Source organism: Sphingobium sp. TomMM35A, from assembly GCF_054771735.1.
The window spans coordinates 249,149-268,057 of the sequence record NZ_BSRC01000001.1; the positions used below are offsets into that span (position 1 = coordinate 249,149).

Genomic DNA, 18,909 nt, shown 5'->3' on the forward strand with positions numbered 1-18,909 from the left:
CAGGCTTTGCTAGTCCTGCGCACCGGCCGCGATGATGCGGGTTGGTGAGCGACGGCCTGCGCCCCTACGAACAGAGGGGCAGCAGTCCGTACGTGTCGGATATCATTCTCTTTACAGGCAACGCGTTCAGCGTGGCGGACGGCAAGGGCCGTTTCGTCCTGCCTCTTGAGATGCGCCGACAGGTCAAGCTGTCCAGCGGCGGCGAAACGCGGCTTTATCTCTCGGTCCATGGCGACAACCCCTGCGCCACCGGCTTTGGAGAATCGCACCGCCGCTTCCTGTTCACCGAGGTCGAGGAACTGGCCCGCGAAGCGCGCGCTCACGGCCGCGACTATAATGCCGACCTGGAACTGGAACGCCGCCTCGGCACGATCGAGGAGGTGAATTTCGACGAGGGCGGCCGTTTTGCCATGCATCCGGACATCAAGGATGAATATGGCATCACCGACGCGGTCTTCTTCTACGGCGTCGGCCGCTACATCCAGATCTGGAAGCCCGAAACGCTTGCCGAGAGCAAGGATCGCCCCGAACTGATCCGCAACAAGGTGCGGCGCTGGCTCGACCAGCGGGCTGCGGGAGGCGGCAAGTGACCGCTGCTGTCGACCCCGATCGTCACGTCCCGGTTCTGCTCGATGAAGTGCTGCATGCCCTCGCCATCAACCCCGGCGAAGTGCATGTCGACGGCACGTTCGGTGCGGGTGGCTATTCCAGCGCGATAGCGAGCAAGGGCGCGAAAGTGTTCGCCTTTGACCGCGACCCTGACGCGATTCGCGAAGGCGAGGTGTTGGCGGCGGAAAAGGGCATCACCCTGATCGCCGGGGAATTTTCCCGGATGGAGCAGTTGCTGGCCGATCGCGGCATCACCTCGGTATCGGGCGTGACGCTCGACATCGGCGTGTCGTCGATGCAGCTCGACCGGCCAGAACGCGGCTTTTCTTTTCAAGCTGACGGTCCGCTCACCATGACCATGAGCCAGAGCGGGATGAGCGCTGCCGATTTCCTGAACAATGCCCCTGAGCAGGAGATTGCCGACGTCCTCTATCGCTATGGAGAGGAGCCGCGCTCGCGCCGTGTGGCTCGCGCGATCGTGGAGGCGCGTCCGTTGGAGCGTACAGGCCAGTTGGCCAGCGTCGTTCGCCGGGCGCTTGGACATAAGCCGCATGACAAGAAGGATCCGGCCACCCGCACTTTCCAGGCGATCCGCATCCATGTGAATCGCGAGCTTGAGGAACTGGAGCGCGGATTGGAAGCGGCAGAGGCGATGCTGGAGGAGGGCGGCCGCTTGGCGGTCGTCACGTTCCACAGCCTGGAAGATCGTATCGTCAAGCAATTCCTGCGTCAGCGTAGCGGCGGCGAAGGCGCCGGATCGCGCCACCTGCCTGAGCGCAAGGCGGCTGCCGCACCCACCTTCCACAAACCGGCAAAGGCTGTTCGCCCCGGCGAGGTGGAACTGGCCCGCAATCCGCGCGCGCGCTCCGCGACCCTGCGCAGCGCCGTTCGTACATCAGCCGCCATTCCTTCCCGGCAAAGTTCTTCGAGGAGCCCTCGCCCATGATCGCGGTGAAAAGGTTGCAGAGCCTGATCTGGATCCTGCTCGTCGCGCTGGGTGCGCTTGGCGCTTATCTGGTGTCGCTGAAAGTCGCGACGGAGCGCAACGAATTGATGAAGGTGCAGGCGCAGATCGCGCGGGCGCGGGCCGACATCCGCTATCTGGAAACGGAGTTCAGCGCGCGGGCGAGCATGCGGCAGCTTGAACGCTGGAACCAGGACGACTTCATGTACGCCACCCCGACCGCCCAGCAATATCTGGGCGGCGAGCGGGCGCTGGCGAACCTCGACGGCATTCAGCCCAACGGGCCGGATTATGTCGCCCCGCCGGTGATGGTCGCGATGGTCCAGAGCCCCGCCGACCTTCCCTCTGCCGCGCAGGCTGCCCCGGCAAGTCCGGCCGCCACGCAGATTCGCAGCGACATCGCCGTGATCCGTGAAGCCCATGCCGCCGACAATGTCGAGAAGATCGCCAAGCCCGCGGCCAAGAGCGCTGCCGAAAAGGCGAAGGACGATGCGGACGTGTCGAAGCCCAACCCGCTCGCCCGCCGCGCTGAGCGAATGGCGATGCTGGACGCCAAGCTTCTCGATGACAGCACCATGGGCGACATAAGCGACAAGGCGGCGCGCGAGCGCAAGAAGGGAGCGCGCTGATGGCGACGATCATCGTTCAGCCCGGTGGCGCAAGGGCAGGCAAGCAGCGGGTCGACCTGACTGCTGTCGCACATAACCGGCTGATGCTGCTGCTCATCCTGTTCATGGCCATCACGGCGGTGGTGATCCTGCGGCTGACCTGGGTCGGCATCTTCGCGCATGGCGCGAGCGGGAATGGCGACGCTTCGGGCTTCCTTCCGGCGCGCGCGGACATTGTCGATCGCAACGGCGTTCCACTCGCCCGCACGATGGACGCCTATTCGATCGCCGTGCGCCCGTCGAAGCTGATCGGCGAGCCTGCCGAGCTGGCGCGCAAGCTGCACGAAATATTCCCCGATGAACCCGAAGCGGCTTTCTACAAGAAGCTGACGGGCAAGGGCTGGGCCTATCTGCGCCGCCGCGCGCTGCCGGAGGAAGTTGCAGCGGTGAACGCGCTGGGCGAAATCGGGATCGAATTTCCCCGCGAAAAGGAACGACTCTATCCACAGCGCAGCCTCGCCGCGCATGTGCTTGGCTTCGCGCCGAACGCGGATGGCCAGGGCGGCATGGGGGTGGAGGCTGCGTTCAATGAACGGCTGACCGACTCGGCGCTGCGCGGGCAGCCTTTTGCCATTTCGATCGACAGCCGGGTCCAGGGCGCGCTGGAAAGCGAGCTTTACGCCCAGATGGTCGCGCAGAATGCCAAAGGTGCGGGCGGCATCATAATAGACGCCAACACAGGCGAACTGATCGCTATGGCGTCTATCCCCGTGTTCGATCCCAACAAGCTTCAAAATTATGCGGGCAAGAAGTGCAGCGAATCGCCGCTCTGCAACCATATGGTTCAGGCGCGTTACGAGCTTGGTTCGACCTTCAAGCCGTTGTCGATCGCCGCAGCGATGGATCGGGGCGTCGTGACGTCCATGGCAAAACGCTATGACGCGACCGCGCCGCTGGCAGTGGCCGGGTTCCGGATCAAGGACGACCACTCGCTCGGCCGCTGGATCAACGTGCCGGAAATATTAGTGCACAGTTCCAATATCGGCACGGCTCGGATTGCCGATGAAATGGGCGCGGCGCCGATGCAGGAGCTGTTCCGCAATCTTCAATTCGACCAGCGCGCGCCGATCGAGCTCAAGGAGCGCGCCAAGAGCCTGTGGCCCTATAATTGGGGCCGCATAACCACCATGACCGTATCCTATGGCCATGGCATCGCGGTGACCCCGCTGCACCTCGCCACCGCTTATGCGGCGCTGGTGAATGGCGGCATCTGGCGGCCCGCCACCTTGCGCAAGCTGCACGCCAATGAAGTGCCCGAGGGCCATCGTGTCTTTTCCGCCGCCACCAGCGCACGGATGCGGCAGCTGTTGCGGATGATTGTCGCGGCGGGTACAGGTCGCAGCGCCGACGCCAAGGGATTCCGGGTGGGCGGCAAGACGGGTTCAGCCGAGAAGCCTGAAGAAGGCCGGTACAACAAGAGTTCACTGGTGACGACTTTCGCGTCCGCATTTCCGATGGATAATCCCCGCTACGTCGTGCTGACGATGATGGACGAGCCCAAGGGCAACGCGCAGACTTTCGGCCTGCGTACCGCTGCCTGGACTGCCGCGCCCGTGGTGAAGCGCGTTGTCGAGCGCACCGCCCCGATGCTTGGCGTGCTGCCCGACGAGCGGCGGGACGTGGATATATCGGACCTCATGCCCCTGCTCGGGCAGAAGGAAAAGCATTGAGATGCGCCTCGGGTCGCTCATCGAGGGGCTGGATGTGAAGCTCGACGCTGCGGTGCCGCTTGACGCCGCAGTGTCGGGCTTCGCGATCGATAATCGGAAGGTTGCGCCTGGCACGGTCTTCGGCGCCTTTCAGGGGCTTCGGGTGAATGGCGAGGACTTCATTGCCGATGCCGTGCGCGCCGGGGCCGTCGCAGTGGTCGCCCGGCCGGAAGCCAAGGTGGAGGGGGCGACGCATATCGCGCATGACAATCCCCGCCGCCTCTTCGCGCTGCTCGCCGCCCGCTATTTCGCGCCCTTCCCCGAGGTGACGGTTGCCGTCACCGGCACCAATGGCAAGACGTCTACGGTCGAGCTGGCCCGTCAGCTTTGGCGGATGCTTGGCCATCATTCGGCGTCTATCGGGACGCTGGGCGTCACCACCTCCGTGGATCAGGTATCGACCGGGCTGACGACGCCGGACATCGTCACCTTCCTTTCCAACATGTCCGGTCTGAAGCGTGAGGGCATCACCCACGCCGCCTTCGAAGCGTCTAGCCATGGTCTTGCGCAATATCGAACCGAGGGCCTGCCGGTATCTGCCGCCGCCTTCACAAACCTGTCGCGCGATCATCTTGATTATCATGGCGACATGGACAGTTATTTCGATGCCAAGATGCGGCTGTTCGATGAGGTGGTCGCTCCCGACGGCGCGGCCGTCGTGTGGGCCGATGACTTATGGTCGGGCAAGGTTATCCAGCGAGCTACGAAGCGGGGGCTTCGTGTGCTGAGCGTCGGGGTGCAGGGGCAGGCATTGCGTCTTGCCAACCGCACCCCGACCCAGTTGGGCCAGACGCTGGAAATCGAGGTCGAGGGCAGGCTCTACAAGGTCAATCTGCCGCTGATTGGTGCCTATCAGTCCGCTAATGCCTTGACTGCTGCGGGGCTCGTTATCGCTGGCGGCGAGGATGCGGCGAAGGTCCTGGAACTGCTTGGCCGGGTACAGCCGGTTCGTGGTCGCCTGGAACGCGCGGTGATTACCAAAGCGGGTGCGCCCGTCTATGTCGATTACGCCCATACGCCAGAGGGCTTGCGGGCCGCCATCGAAGCGCTGCGGCCGCATACGCGCGGCAAGCTGATCGCACTGTTTGGCGCGGGCGGCGACCGTGATGCCGGCAAACGTCCGCAGATGGGCAAGGTGGCGGCCGAGTTGGCCGATCATGTCATCATCACTGACGACAATCCCCGGTCGGAGGATCCTTCCGCCATTCGCGCTGCCGTCATGGCTGGGGCACCAAGCGCCGAGGAAATCGGCGGCCGCCGCGCTGCCATCGCCGCAGCGATCGCGCAGGCCGGAGCCGATGACATCGTGCTGCTGGCAGGCAAGGGGCACGAACAGGGACAGATTATCGGCGACCGGGTGCTGCCCTTCGACGATGTCACCGTTGCCCGGGAGTGCGCAGGGTGAGCGACCTCTGGACCTCCGAGGAAATAGCGCAAGCCACAGGGGGCGTCGCTTCGGCGCCCTTCGCCGTTTCAGGTGTCGCCTTCGACAGCCGCGAAGTGACGGGCGGTGACCTGTTCGTCGCGATGAAGGGCGAGACGACGGATGGCCATCGCTTCATCGACAAGGCCTTTGGTCAAGGCGCGGCTGGGGCAATCGTCAGCGAACCGGTTTCGCAGCCTCATATCCTCGTTCCCGACAGTGCCGCCGCGCTGGAAGCATTGGGCCGCGCCTCCCGCGCGCGCATGCAGGGCAAGGTCGTCGGGGTGACGGGCTCGGTCGGCAAGACGGGAACCAAGGAAGCGCTGTTCCATGCGCTCGATCGCATCTGTCCGGTTCAGGTGCATCGTTCGGTCAAGAGCTACAACAACCATGTCGGCGTGCCGCTCAGCCTTTCGCGCATGCCTCGTGCGTCGGCCTTCGGCGTGTTCGAGATGGGCATGAACCACGCAGGCGAGCTGGCGGAGCTGACGCGGCAAGTCCGGCCCCATGTCGCCATCGTCACTGCCATCGCCCCCGCGCATATCGAATTTTTCGGCACCGAAGAGAAGATCGCAGAGGCCAAGGCGGAGATATTCGAAGGGCTTGAGCCCGATGGCACCGCCGTCATTCCCTATGACAGTCCGCATGTAGCCGCGCTCTACGCCAAGGCGGAGCAGCATGCCGCCCGTATCCTGACCTTCGGTTTCGATGAAGAGGCGGATGTACGCGCGCGTGACATGGTTCCGGCGGCAAATGGCGGGACGTTGGTCACGGCCACGCTGCCCAGCGCCGAACTCTGCTTTACCGTGGGCGCGCCGGGTGAACATTGGGTGTCGAACGCGCTGGCGGTGTTGGCGGCGGTCGAAGCATTGGGCGGCGATCTTGCGGCTGCGGGACTTGCGCTGGCCGAACTGCCGGGCCTGCCGGGGCGGGGCGAACGGCGGATGATTGCCGTTGCGGGCGGAGAAGCGCTGCTCATCGACGAAAGCTACAATGCCAATCCGCTCAGCATGGCAGCCACGCTCAAGCAGTTGGGCAAGGAAGACGCCAGCCGTCGCATTGCGGTGTTGGGCGGCATGCGCGAGTTGGGCGATCGCAGCTACGAACTGCACGCGGGGCTTGCCGGCTCCCTCGCGGCCGGGAAAGTCGATTATGCCATTCTGGTGGGCGATGAAATGACACCGCTGGCCGACACACTGCAGGGGCAGCGGTTGGCCTTTGCTCATGTGCCGGATACGGCGGCCGCCACCAATCTCATCCAGACGGAAATGCGCGCTGGCGACGCGATCCTGGTCAAGGGCTCGAACGGCATCGGCCTGTCGCGCCTGGTCGCCGCGCTTGGGGAACATAAGAACTAATGCTCTACTGGCTCGCCCAGACCATGGATTTTGCGGGGGTGTTCAACCTTGTCCGCTATTTGAGCTTTCGCGCGGGCGCGACGATTGCGACTGCGCTTATCATTGGCCTGCTCCTTGGCCCCCGGTTCATTGGTTGGCTGCGGGTGCGGCAGGGCAAGGGCCAGCCGATCCGCGACGATGGCCCGCAGAGCCATCTTGCCAAGCGGGGTACGCCGACCATGGGCGGCCTCATGATCCTCACGTCGATGATCACATCGGTGCTGCTCTGGATGGACCTGTCGTCCATCTATGTCTGGGCTTGCCTGTTCGTGACGCTGGGCTTCGGCGCGATCGGCTTTCTCGACGATTATGACAAGGTGACGAAGGCGAGCCACAAGGGGCTGTCAGGCAAGATGCGCCTTGCGTTCGAATTTCTGATTGCTGGCGTGGCGGCCTGGTTGATCGTCAACCAGCATGGCAACACTGCGCTTTATCTACCCTTCTACAATGGGCCTGCGATCGAACTTGGCCCCTTCTATTTCCTTTTCGCAGCCTTTGTGATCGTGGCGTTTGGCAATGCCGTGAACCTAACCGATGGGCTCGATGGGCTGGCGACCATGCCGGTGATAATCGCCTGCATGGCCTTCATGGCGATCGTCTATCTCGTTGGTCGTGCCGACTTTGCCTCTTATCTCGGCATTCCGCATGTGCCGGGCGCGGGCAATCTCACCATATTGTGCGGCGCGATTATCGGGGCGGGTCTGGCCTTCCTCTGGTTCAACGCCCCGCCTGCCGCCGTTTTCATGGGCGACACTGGCAGCCTGGCGCTCGGCGGCACGATCGGCGTGATCGCGGTCACCGCGCATCATGAAATCGTGCTCGGCGTCATCGGCGGCCTGTTCGTCGTTGAAGCAATGAGCGTCATCATCCAGGTTTTCTTCTACAAGCGGACGGGCAAGCGGGTGTTCAAAATGGCGCCGATCCACCATCATTTCGAGCAGCTGGGCTGGGCTGAGCCGACAGTCGTGATCCGCTTCTGGATCATCTCCTTCGTGTTGGCGCTTGCCGGTCTTGCAACGCTGAAGCTGCGGTGAGCGATATGGCACTTGCCTCTTCAGCCTTTGCTGGCAAAAGCTACGCTGTCCTGGGCCTAGCGCGGTCCGGCCTTGCCACCGTCGAAGCGCTGGTGGCGAGCGGGGCGCGAGTTGTCGCCTGGGACAATCGCGATGAAGCGCGCGCCGCTGTCGCTGATAAGGCTGAGTTGGCGGACCCGCTGGAGATCGACCTTGCCGGTTTCGACGGCGTGGTCGTTTCGCCGGGCGTCCCCCTCAACAAGCATCCAATCGCGATGCATGCGAAGCTCGCGGGCGTGCCGGTCATCGGCGATATCGAGCTGTTCGCACTGGCCCGGCCGACGCTTCCTCCCCATCGCGTCGTCGGGATCACGGGCACTAATGGCAAGTCGACGACGACGGCGCTGGTGCACCACATTATCGAGGCGGCGGGCATTCCGACCCGGATGGGCGGCAATATCGGATTGCCGATCCTGGGACAGGAGCCGCTGCCGGAAGGTGGTGTCTATGTGCTTGAGCTGTCGAGCTACCAGATCGACCTGACGCAGAGCCTGGACTGCGATGTCGCGGTGTTGCTCAACATCACGCCGGATCATCTTGATCGCTATAACGGCTTTGAAGGCTATGTGGCCTCCAAGGCGCGGCTCTTTGGCATGCAGTCGTCCGGCCATGTCGCGGTGATTGCGACCGAAGATGAGCCGAGCCGGTCGATTGCCGCTCAGGCGGGCGCTCAGCGGGTCGAGGTAAGGGCCGACGACATCGATCCTGCGGAGCAGGCGCGATGGCCATCGCTTCAAGGGCCGCACAATGCGCAGAATGCTGCTGTCGCCATTGCGGTCGCCAAAGCGCTCGGCATTGACGAGGCGACGATCGAGGCCGCGCTGCAAAGCTATGCCAGCCTGCCCCACCGCATGCAGCGCGTTCGCGAGCTGAATGGCGTCCTCTACGTCAATGACAGCAAGGCGACCAACCCTGCCTCCACGGCGCCCGCGCTCGCCGCCTATCCACCTGTCGACGGCCGGCAGCGTCTGCATTGGATCGTCGGCGGCCTTGCAAAGACGGACAATCTGGACGAATGCGCGCCATGGTTCGGCAATGTCGCTGCCGCTTACACCATCGGTGAAGCGGGCCATATGTTCGCTGATCTGCTGAAAGATCATATGGCGGTGGATGATAGCGAGATGCTATCGGCCGCCGTCCGCCGGGCCGCTCGCGTGGCACAGCCTGGCGACGTTGTGCTGCTTTCGCCAGCCTGTGCCAGTTTCGACCAATTCCGGGATTTCGAGGCGAGAGGTGATGCCTTCGTTGCCGCGGTCGCGGCGCTGGAAGAAGGGGGCGTGGACGGCTAAAGGCAGGGCAGGGGCGAAGAAGGGGCGACAGAAAAATGTTCAGGGCAGGCGAACTGGTGAAGGGGTTCAAGAACCGCACCGTTCCGCGCGAGCGTACGGCCCTGGCCATCTGGTTCTGGGAGATCGACCGCGTCCTCCTCTCGCTGATCGTCGCGCTGATGGCGATCGGCTTGGTTGCCGTCGCGGCGGCGTCCCCCGTCGCGGCGATCGATCGGTCGACCAGCAGCGTGTCGGTGACGCCGCTTATCTATTTCTACCGCCAGTTGATCTGGGTGTTCATCGGCCTGCCCATCATGCTCGTCATATCAATGTTGCCCCGGCAGCAGGCGCGCCGGCTCGCCATATTCATGACGATCTTCTTTGCCTTGATGCTGCTGTGCGTGCCCATATTGGGATCGACCGTGAACGGCGCGCGGCGCTGGATCGACTTGCCCGGTTTCCGCTTCCAGCCGTCCGAGTTTTTGAAGCCGGTCTATGTCGTGACCATGGCCTGGCTTTTGTCTCTGCGCGGCAAGGACATGAGCTTGCCGGTCATCCCGCTGACGGGCGCCCTGACGCTGCTGATAGCGGCAATCCTGATGAAGCAGCCGGATTTCGGCCAGACGGTGATCTTCCTCGCCTGCTGGGGATGCCTGCTTCTGCTCTCGGGCGTGTCGATGCGGTTCATCGGCATGATGGGCGGGGTGGCGCTGGCGGGCCTGGTCGCCATGTACATGTTCTACGAAAACGGCCGTCAGCGCATCAACGACTTCCTTGGCATCGGCGTTGCGCAAGACACGGGGCCTGATCAGACGGAGCTGGCTTTCCGCACCATCACCCATGGGGGCTTCACCGGCGTAGGGCCGGGCGGCGGCCAGCAGAAGTTCCGCCTGCCCGAAGCGCACACTGATTATATCTTCTCGGTGATCGGGGAAGAATTCGGGCTTCTCGCCTGCATCGGCATCGCCTGCGTCTATCTGGCGGTCATCGTCCGCGTGCTGCTGCGCATGCTCGACGAGGACGATAATTTCACGATCCTCGCGGCTGCGGGCCTCACCACTCAGTTCGGGTTGCAGGCGATCATCAACATGGGCGTCAATGCCCAGATATTTCCATCGAAGGGCATGACGCTGCCCTTTATCAGCTATGGCGGCTCCTCTATGCTGGCGCTTTGTATCGGGGTCGGCCTGCTGCTTGCGTTCACACGGCGCAATCCCTTCATGGGGCGGCATACCGTCGTCAAATGGAGTGGTCGATGAGCATTTCCCGTCACTTCGTCCTGGCCGCGGGTGGGACGGGCGGTCACATGATCCCGGCGCATGCCGTCGCCGAAGAGTTGATGGCGCGCGGCCATCATGTCGCGCTGGTCACCGACGAGCGTGGGGCGAAGATCCCGGGCATTTTCGATCGCGCGCAGGTCCATGTCCTCCCTGCCGGGCGCATGACGAAGAACCCGAAAAGCTGGCCGGGCGCGCTGAAAGCCATCCTTGCAGGCCGCGCCATGGCGCGTCGCCTCAACGAAACCTTTCGCCCTACCGCTGTCGTCGGCTTCGGCGGCTATCCCGCGATGCCTGCGCTGTTGGGCGCGCTGGCTGATGGCATCCCCACCGCCATCCATGAGCAGAACGCCGTCCTGGGCCGGGTGAACCGCCTGCTCGCGCGCCGCGTCGACGCGATCGCGACGGCTTATCCAAAGGTCGAGCGCCTGCGCGACAGATATGCGGGCAAGGTGCATCTGGTCGGCAATCCGGTTCGCGAGGAAGTGAGGGCGCTGCGGGATGAGGAATTTCCTGCACTGACGGATGAAAGCGTCTTCCGTGTGCTCGTCATCGGCGGCAGCCAGGGCGCCAGCATCCTTTCTTCCGTGGTCCCGGATGGTCTTGGCATGTTGCCGCTCAGCCTGCGCCGCCGATTGCAGGTCACGCAGCAGTGCCGCGCGGAGGATATCGAGCGGGTGCGGCGCTTCTACGCGGAGCTTGAGATACCCGCTGACCTCGCGACCTATTTCAACGATGTGCCGGAAAAGCTGAGTTGGTCGCATCTTGTGATCGCGCGCGCTGGCGCATCGACGCTGGCGGAACTGACCTGTGCAGGCCGGCCGGCCATCCTTGTCCCGCTGCCGAGCGCAATGGATGATCACCAGACGGCCAATGCCCGTGAAATGACGGAGGCAGGCGGCGCGCGGACGATAGCGCAGTCGCGTTTCACTGCCGTCGAACTCGCCAAGCAGATGCAGAAGATGGCGATGGAGCCGGGCGCGCTTCAGAACGCCGCCAAGCGCGCCAGAGCCTGCGGTCGCCCGAATGCCGCGCGCGACATGGCCGACCTGCTCGAAAGCATCGGCCCTGCGCCGATCATGAACGATCCGCTCAAGGTCGGTCCGGTGCCGACGAGCTTGAACTTGCAGGGTGTTCCTGCATGACCATGAACCCCTCAAGTCATCCCAGCGAAAGCTGGAATCTCATTCCTTCTCGCGCCGTCGCTCCCAAGGGACCGGGAGGCGGTGCTGTTCGCATTCTGGAGACTATCGCATGAAGGGTGTCGGCACCGACATCGGCACGATCCATTTCATCGGCATTGGCGGCATCGGCATGTCCGGCATCGCCGAGGTGATGCACAACCTGGGTTACAAGGTTCAGGGTTCCGACGTCGCCGAGGGCTATGTCGTTGAAGGGCTGCGCAAGAAGGGCATCGACGTGATGATCGGCCATAAGGCTGAAAATCTGGGCGACGCCGCCGTGGTCGTGACCTCCACCGCGATCAAGAAGGGCAACCCGGAAGTCGATCTGGCGCTGGAACGCCGCGTTCCCGTGATCCGCCGCGCGGAAATGCTTGCCGAGCTGATGCGTCTCAAATCCACGGTCGCGGTCGCAGGCACCCACGGGAAAACCACGACGACATCGATGGTCGCGGCCTTGCTCGACGCGGGCGGAGTTGATCCGACCGTGATCAATGGCGGCATCATCAACAGCTATGGCTCGAACGCGCGCCTCGGCAAGAGCGACTGGATGGTTGTCGAAGCGGACGAGAGCGACGGGAGCTTCCTACGCCTCGACGGTACGCTAGCGGTCGTCACCAACATCGATCCTGAGCATCTCGACCATTATGGCAGCTTCGAGAAGGTAAAGGATGCCTTTGTCGAATTTGTCGAAAATGTGCCCTTCTACGGCGCTGCGATGCTCTGCCTCGATCATCCGGAAGTGCAGGCGATTCTGCCGCGCGTGCAGGACCGGCGCATCGTCACCTATGGCTTTTCGGCGCAGGCTGATATTCGCGGCGAAAATGTTCAGCCGATCCCCGGCGGCAATCGCTTCGATGTGCAGATCCGCGAGCGCGACGGTTCTCTCCGCCGCATCGAGGGCATCGAAATGCCGATGCCCGGCCGCCATAATGTGCTGAACGCCATGGCGGCGATAGGCGTGGCGTTGCAGATGGGCATCGACGACGCGACGATCCAGACCGGCTTTGCAAAGTTCGGCGGCGTGAAGCGTCGCTTTACCAAGGTTGGGGAGATACCGGCGGGGCAGGGGATCGCGACGGTGATCGACGATTATGGCCACCACCCGGTCGAGATCAAGGCTGTGCTGGCGGCCGCGCGCGAGGGAGCCAAGGGCCGCGTCATCGCTGTGGTGCAGCCGCACCGTTACACCCGGCTTCGCGACTTGATGGACGAGTTCCAGCAGGCGTTCAACGATGCCGACATCGTCTATGCCGCCCCGGTCTATCCGGCGGGCGAGCAGCCGATCGAGGGCGTGGACAGCGCTGAACTGGTAGCGGGCTTGAAGCGGCGCGGACATCGTTCGGCCGCCACAGTCGAGGGCGCGGACGATCTTGCCCGCGTAATTGCTAGCGACGTTCAGGCCGATGACATGATCATCTGCCTGGGCGCGGGCGATATCACCAAATGGGCTGCGGGCCTGGCTCCCGCTATCGCAGCCAAAGAAGCGGCATGATGGCGCAGTTGGACCGATCTTCTGCATGGAAAGCACTGGGGTGACCACCGCGTTGGCCTCCCTTCCTCCGGTTCGCGGGTCATTGAAGGCTGGCGCCCCGCTGGCTCCGCTCGTCTGGTTCAAGGCGGGCGGTGCGGCGCAATGGCTGTTCGAACCCAAGGATGCAGAAGATCTGTCGGATTTTCTGGTGCGCCTCGATCCGGCGATACCGGTGATGGCGCTCGGCCTCGGCTCCAACCTGATCGTGCGGGACGGCGGCGTTCCCGGCGTCGTCGTGCGTCTGGGCAAGCCCTTCGCGAAGGTCGAGCAAGCCGACGCCACCACACTTCGTTGTGGGGGCGGGGCGTCGGGCATCCTGGTCTCCTCCACCGCGCGGGATGCTGGCATCGCAGGGATGGAGTTCCTGCGCTCGATTCCGGGCACGGTGGGCGGTTTCGTGCGGATGAATGGCGGCGCTTATGGGCGCGAGACATGCGATATTCTGGTCGAATGCGACGTCATACTGCGCTCTGGTGAGCGGGTGACGCTGCCGCTTGATGCGTTGGGCTATACTTACCGTCACAGCAGCCTGCCCGAAGGCGCGGTCGTGGTCAGCGCCTTGTTCCGGGGCGTTCCCGGCGAGCCTGCCGAGATTCAGACGGAGATGGACCGGATCGCCGCCGCGCGTGAGGAAAGCCAGCCGCTCCGCAGCAAGACCGGTGGGTCGACATTCAAGAATCCCGAAGGCCATAAGGCTTGGGCGCTGGTCGATGAGGCCGGCTGCCGGGGGCTGCAACTGGGCGGTGCACAGGTTTCGCAAAAGCATACCAATTTCCTCCTCAACTTGGGCGACGCCAGCAGCGCCGATATCGAAGCGCTGGGTGAGGAAGTCCGCCGCCGGGTGAAGGCAAAGAGCGGCATCGAACTTGAATGGGAAATCCAGCGGGTGGGAGTGAAGAGGTGATGCTCTCCACCCTCATGTCACCTCAGCAAAAGCTGGGTTCTCGCTTTCTTTACAAGACCAACCAGATCCCAGCTTCCGCCGGGATGACGGAGATAATGGAATGACCCGTGGCCCCTGGCATGTCGCCGTTCTCATGGGAGGCTGGTCCGCCGAGCGCCCGGTGTCGCTGATGAGCGGCGAGGGCGTGGCCAAGGCGCTGGAATCGCGCGGGCACAAGGTCACGCGGATCGATATGGATCGCAACGTTGCTGCCCGGCTTGCGGAAGCCAAGGCCGATGTCGTGTTCAACGCGCTCCATGGCGTTCCGGGGGAGGACGGGACGGTTCAAGGCATGATGGACCTGATGGGTCTCACTTACACCCATTCGGGCCTCGCCACCTCCGTCATCGCGATCGACAAGCAGCTGACCAAGCAAGCGCTGGTGCCCAACGGCATTCCGATGCCCGGCGGTCATATCGTGGACAGCGCCAGCCTGTTCGAAGCCGATCCCCTGCCGCGCCCCTATGTCGTGAAGCCCGTCAATGAAGGCAGCTCCGTCGGCGTCGCCATCGTCACTCAGGATGGTAACTATGGTTCGCCCATCGGCCGTGACGTAGAAGGGCCCTGGCAGCATTTCGATCAGCTGCTTGCCGAACCCTATATTCGCGGGCGCGAACTGACGACTGCCGTTCTCGGTGACGAGGCGCTGCTGGTGACGGAACTGCGCCCCAAGAGCGGCTTCTATGATTTCGACGCCAAATATACCGATGGTATGACAGAGCATGTCTGCCCGGCCGAAATCCCGAACGAGATCGGTGAAGCCTGCAAGGCCATCGCCCTTCGCGCGCATCAGCTTTTGGGCTGCAAGGGGGCTTCGCGGTCCGATTTCCGCTGGGACGACACGCAGGGGGTGGACGGGCTTTACCTGCTGGAGGTGAACACGCAGCCCGGCATGACACCGCTCAGCCTCGTGCCCGAGCAGGCGGCGAAACTGGGCATTGACTATGCCGAGCTGGTCGAGCGTATTGTCGAGGATGCGCTGACGCAAAAGCAGGGCGCAAAGGGGGCAGGGCATGGCTGAAGCACGCATCCGGCGCGGAGGGACGGCGCGACTGACGCGGACGACCGGACCGCGCGGCCGCACCGGCCCCGGCCGGGGAAAGCCAGGCAAGCGTCGTTCCTGGTTTGGCCGTATGCTGCACGCGCTGCCGGTCAGCGACGACACGCTTCAGCGCATGGCGAGCTGGGCGATTGTCGGTATCGTCGTCCTCGCACTTGGTGGCATCGCCATGCTGATGGGCGTCCCCGCCATGGCTGGGCAGAAGGCAGCCGAAGTCGCCGCCAGCGCCGGGTTCGAGGTGCAGAAGGTCGAAGTGCGCGGCGTCGAGCGCATGGACGAGTTGCCGGTCTATAATATCGCGCTCGGCCAAGTGGACCGCTCCATGCTGTCGCTCGACCTGCCCAAGGTTCGTGATGAAATGCTGAAGCTCGGCTGGGTCAAGGACGCGCGCATTTCGCGCCGCCTGCCTGACACTCTGGTGGTCGATATCGTCGAGCGCGACCCGGTGGCGGTCTGGCAGCATGACGGGCAATTGCACCTCATCGACGTACAGGGCGTGGTGCTTCAGTCCGTATCCACCGACGCGATGCCGGACCTGCCGCTGGTCGTCGGCCCGGATGCCAATCGCCAGACTGCGGGCCTCAACAAGCTCATGGAAAATGCGCCCGCGCTGAAACCCATGCTGGCCGGTGCGACCTGGGTCGGGAACCGTCGCTGGGATTTGCGCTTTCAGTCGGGTGAAACGCTTTCGCTGCCTGAGGGAGACAGGGCCTCTGCAACCGCGCTGGTCAATTTCGCGCGCATGGATGGCGTCAACCGCCTGCTGGGGCGCGGCATCGTGAAGTTCGACATGCGCGATCCCGATCGCTTCGTCCTGCGGCTCCCGCAAAATCAGGTGAACGACAAGGCTGCGGCGAGCGCCGAGGCCCAGCCTCAGGGCGAGGAAGGCTGACGCGCATGGCCCAGCCCAAGGTCGACAAGCTCGTCACCGCGATCGACATTGGATCGTGGAAGGTTTCGGCGCTCATCGCAGGCCGGACCGAGACGGGTGAGTTGGCGATATTGGGGACCGGCCAGCGGGAAAGCCGTGGTGTCCGACGCGGCTTTATCGCCGACATGGAGCGGACCGAATTGGCCGTGCGCGAAACTGTCGAGCAGGCAGAGCGGGTGGCGGGCACCAACATCGAGGATGTGTGGGTCAGCTTTTCCGGCGGCAGCCTGGTTAGTGACGTAGTGACGGTCGAGCGCGACATGGGCGGCTATCGCGTCGAACAGGCCGACATCGACGATCTGCTTGCGACAGGGCAGCAGGGGATCGATCCCGATGGGCGCGTCGTGCTGCATGCCCAGCCCACTTGCTTCACCATCAATGGCAAGGTGCCCGTCAAGAAGCCGCTCGGCATGCATGCCGACTTGCTGGGCGTCGATATCCATGTCGTGCTGGCCGATGGCGCGCCGCTCGCCAACCTCGACCTGTGCGTGCGGGGAGCCTATCTCAACGTCAATTCGATCGTCGCCTCGCCAATCGCGACGGGTCTCGCCTGCCTTTCTGAAGAAGAGCGTGATCTGGGCGTCGCGCTGGTGGAACTGGGCGCTGGCGTGACCAACGTCTCCCTCTACGCGGGCGGCATGCTGGTCGGCCTGCACAGCATACCGATCGGCGCGTCCGACATCACGGACGACATTGCGTCGGCCTTCGGCATCCGCCGCAGCCAGGCCGAGCGGATCAAATGCTTCTACGGGTCGGCAATGCAAAACCGCCGGGACTTCCGCGAAATGATCGAGATCGCGCCCCCGCATGGCGATGTCGCCGTGCCGGGACAGAGCGCAGGGCCGAACGCCGATGGTGGCAAAATCACACGCGCTGCGCTGGTCGCGGTCATCTGCGAACGGCTGAACCAGTTGATGACCGAAATCAACGCGGCGCTTGCGGGCATGGGCTTCAATACGCCGACGGGACGCCAGGTCGTGCTGACCGGCGGCGGCGCGGAGATGAAGGGCATTGCCGACTATGCGCAGGGCGCGTTGGGCCGCGCCGTCCGCATCGGCAGGCCGCGTGGCCTTGCCGCTCTGCCGGAGGCGCATAGCGGCCCCGCTTTCGCTACGCTGGCCGGGCTAGCGCTTTATGGCGCATCAAACCCGGTTGATCTTAGAACGATAGCGCCTGCGCCACAGACCGTTCATCGTATCAACGCGCCGCAATGGTGGCAGCGCATGGTGCGGGCGATGAAGACGAACTATTGAACAAATCTAAAGCCAGACGAAATTTGCTAGTGAAATACGCTATTTTCTGTTGCATTAACTTTCGATGACAGTTTCGCTCATGTCGCCGAAGCTGGAGGGAGCTAGAATTTATGAGCATTGAGATCAGCCCGCCGCATGTAGACGAGTTGAAGCCTCGCATCGCGGTGATCGGCGTCGGCGGCGCGGGCGGCAACGCCATCGCGAACATGATCGCCGCGTCGGTTGAGGGCGTGGATTTCATCGTCGCCAATACCGACGCGCAGGCGCTGAACGCCTCGCCTGCCGAGCGGCGCATACAACTTGGGCCGCAAATCACTGAAGGTCTTGGCGCTGGTTCGCGCCCTGAAATCGGCAAGGCTGCTGCTGAAGAAACGATCACCTCGGTCGAAGAGGCGCTTAACGGCGCGCATATGTGCTTCATTGCCGCTGGCATGGGCGGCGGCACCGGCACCGGCGCTGCGCCTGTCATTGCGAAGGCTGCGCGTGAACGAGGCATCCTGACCGTCGGCGTCGTGACGAAGCCTTTCACCTTCGAGGGCAATCGCCGCATGAAATCGGCGGAGAGCGGGATCGAGGAGCTGCAGAAGCATGTCGATACCCTCATCGTCATCCCGAACCAGAATCTGTTCCTGATCGCGAACCCCAACACCACCTTCAAGGAAGCCTTCCAGATGGCTGACGAGGTGCTGCAGCAGGGCGTTCGCGGCATCACTGACCTCATGGTGATGCCGGGCCTCATCAACCTTGACTTCGCGGACGTCCGCTCGGTGATGGGCGAGATGGGCAAGGCGATGATGGGCACGGGCGAAGCCGAAGGCGACGGCCGCGCGCTTCAGGCAGCGGAAAAGGCGATCGCCAACCCGTTGCTCGACGGCGTGTCGATGCGTGGCGCGAAGGGCGTCATCGTGTCCATCGTCGGCGGCGACGACATGCGCCTGATGGAAGTCGACGAAGCCGCCAATCATATCCGCGAGCTGGTCGATCCGGATGCGAACATCATCTGGGGTTCGGCCTTCAACGATGGTCTCAACGGCAAGATCCGCGTCTCGGTCGTAGCGACTGGCATCGACAGCGAGGCCACGGGTGCCGCTGCTCCGCTGACCCAGCCGTTCAGCTTCGCCAGCCGTCCCGCCGTCGCCGTTCCCGCCGCCGCTTCGCGGCCGGTGCCGCAGGCCGCTCCGGCTGCAGCACCTGAGCCCGAGCCGGAAACGCTGGAACTGGATGTTCCGGCGGCTCCAGCGCCCGCGCCCATTCCGGCTCCGGTCGAAGAGCGGGCGGCTGCTCCTGCTCCCAAGCCTGCTGCTGCGGCGCCTGCGCGGCCAGCCGCCGTATTTTCGGATGAGGACCCGTCGCAGGATGAACTACTGCTCGGCGCCGAGGAAGCCGAAGCGCAGCCTGCTCCAGCCCCTGCTCCCGCACCTCAGGCTGCGCCCCGCGTCGCTTCGGGCGGGACTTTGTTCGAACGCATGGCCGGTCTTACCCGGGGTTCCGACAAGAATGCTGGCCTCAGCGATGATGCGGCATCGACGCCGGACATCCCGCGCTTCCTCAACCGCCAGAGCAACCAGTAAGAAGGCGGGTCGAAGCTCGATTTGATATGAAAGCGCGCCATCGGCTGC

General features: G+C 63.8%; 16 protein-coding genes. All 16 read left to right on the forward strand.

What is annotated here, in order from left to right; genetic code table 11:
• The first annotated feature begins 92 nt into the window (after positions 1-92).
• A complete protein-coding gene (locus ACYU8T_RS01350) occupies positions 93-590 on the forward strand; it encodes a division/cell wall cluster transcriptional repressor MraZ (RefSeq protein ID WP_461158270.1) in 498 nt (165 codons plus the stop codon).
• Entirely contained in the window at positions 587-1,555 is a 969-nt protein-coding gene (rsmH, locus tag ACYU8T_RS01355; RefSeq protein WP_461158271.1) for a 16S rRNA (cytosine(1402)-N(4))-methyltransferase RsmH, read from the forward strand. Before ACYU8T_RS01350 ends, rsmH begins: the two co-directional genes overlap by 4 nt.
• Positions 1,552-2,202, forward strand: coding sequence for a colicin transporter (locus tag ACYU8T_RS01360; RefSeq protein ID WP_097091042.1), 651 nt, complete (start codon positions 1,552-1,554; stop codon positions 2,200-2,202). Before rsmH ends, ACYU8T_RS01360 begins: the two co-directional genes overlap by 4 nt.
• Positions 2,202-3,911 carry a peptidoglycan D,D-transpeptidase FtsI family protein gene (locus ACYU8T_RS01365; protein ID WP_461158272.1) on the forward strand — a complete coding sequence of 570 codons (1,710 nt, stop codon included), beginning with the start codon at positions 2,202-2,204 and terminating at the stop codon, positions 3,909-3,911. Before ACYU8T_RS01360 ends, ACYU8T_RS01365 begins: the two co-directional genes overlap by 1 nt.
• Before the next feature lies 1 nt (position 3,912).
• Positions 3,913-5,355 carry a UDP-N-acetylmuramoyl-L-alanyl-D-glutamate--2,6-diaminopimelate ligase gene (locus ACYU8T_RS01370; RefSeq protein ID WP_461158273.1) on the forward strand — a complete coding sequence of 481 codons (1,443 nt, stop codon included), beginning with the start codon at positions 3,913-3,915 and terminating at the stop codon, positions 5,353-5,355.
• Positions 5,352-6,731, forward strand: coding sequence for a UDP-N-acetylmuramoyl-tripeptide--D-alanyl-D-alanine ligase (locus ACYU8T_RS01375; RefSeq protein ID WP_461158274.1), 1,380 nt, complete (start codon positions 5,352-5,354; stop codon positions 6,729-6,731). Before ACYU8T_RS01370 ends, ACYU8T_RS01375 begins: the two co-directional genes overlap by 4 nt.
• Positions 6,731-7,804, forward strand: coding sequence for a phospho-N-acetylmuramoyl-pentapeptide-transferase (mraY, locus tag ACYU8T_RS01380; RefSeq protein ID WP_097091045.1), 1,074 nt, complete (start codon positions 6,731-6,733; stop codon positions 7,802-7,804). The genes ACYU8T_RS01375 and mraY overlap by 1 nt, the downstream gene beginning before the upstream one ends.
• Positions 7,805-7,809: 5 nt before the next feature.
• Positions 7,810-9,132: a UDP-N-acetylmuramoyl-L-alanine--D-glutamate ligase gene (murD, locus tag ACYU8T_RS01385; RefSeq protein WP_461159719.1), complete on the forward strand. Its 1,323-nt coding sequence runs from the start codon at positions 7,810-7,812 to the stop codon at positions 9,130-9,132.
• A 35-nt stretch (positions 9,133-9,167) separates the two neighbouring features.
• Positions 9,168-10,370: an FtsW/RodA/SpoVE family cell cycle protein gene (locus ACYU8T_RS01390; RefSeq protein WP_247234672.1), complete on the forward strand. Its 1,203-nt coding sequence runs from the start codon at positions 9,168-9,170 to the stop codon at positions 10,368-10,370.
• On the forward strand, positions 10,367-11,533 hold the full coding sequence (murG, locus tag ACYU8T_RS01395; protein WP_461158275.1) for an undecaprenyldiphospho-muramoylpentapeptide beta-N-acetylglucosaminyltransferase: 1,167 nt from the start codon (positions 10,367-10,369) through the stop codon (positions 11,531-11,533). The genes ACYU8T_RS01390 and murG overlap by 4 nt, the downstream gene beginning before the upstream one ends.
• A gap of 109 nt (positions 11,534-11,642) precedes the next feature.
• Positions 11,643-13,064: a UDP-N-acetylmuramate--L-alanine ligase gene (gene murC / locus ACYU8T_RS01400; protein ID WP_461158276.1), complete on the forward strand. Its 1,422-nt coding sequence runs from the start codon at positions 11,643-11,645 to the stop codon at positions 13,062-13,064.
• 25 nt (positions 13,065-13,089) lie between these two features.
• Positions 13,090-14,007 carry a UDP-N-acetylmuramate dehydrogenase gene (gene murB / locus ACYU8T_RS01405; protein WP_461158277.1) on the forward strand — a complete coding sequence of 306 codons (918 nt, stop codon included), beginning with the start codon at positions 13,090-13,092 and terminating at the stop codon, positions 14,005-14,007.
• Between the two features lie 100 nt (positions 14,008-14,107).
• The gene (locus tag ACYU8T_RS01410) at positions 14,108-15,067 is read left to right on the forward strand and encodes a D-alanine--D-alanine ligase (protein WP_461158278.1); all 960 of its coding nucleotides are present in this window, start codon (positions 14,108-14,110) and stop codon (positions 15,065-15,067) included.
• Positions 15,060-15,998: a cell division protein FtsQ/DivIB gene (locus tag ACYU8T_RS01415; RefSeq protein WP_461158279.1), complete on the forward strand. Its 939-nt coding sequence runs from the start codon at positions 15,060-15,062 to the stop codon at positions 15,996-15,998. Before ACYU8T_RS01410 ends, ACYU8T_RS01415 begins: the two co-directional genes overlap by 8 nt.
• Before the next feature lie 5 nt (positions 15,999-16,003).
• On the forward strand, positions 16,004-17,290 hold the full coding sequence (gene ftsA / locus ACYU8T_RS01420; RefSeq protein WP_201514938.1) for a cell division protein FtsA: 1,287 nt from the start codon (positions 16,004-16,006) through the stop codon (positions 17,288-17,290).
• A 110-nt stretch (positions 17,291-17,400) separates the two neighbouring features.
• Positions 17,401-18,861, forward strand: coding sequence for a cell division protein FtsZ (gene ftsZ, locus ACYU8T_RS01425; RefSeq protein WP_097091053.1), 1,461 nt, complete (start codon positions 17,401-17,403; stop codon positions 18,859-18,861).
• The last annotated feature ends 48 nt before the right edge of the window (positions 18,862-18,909 follow it).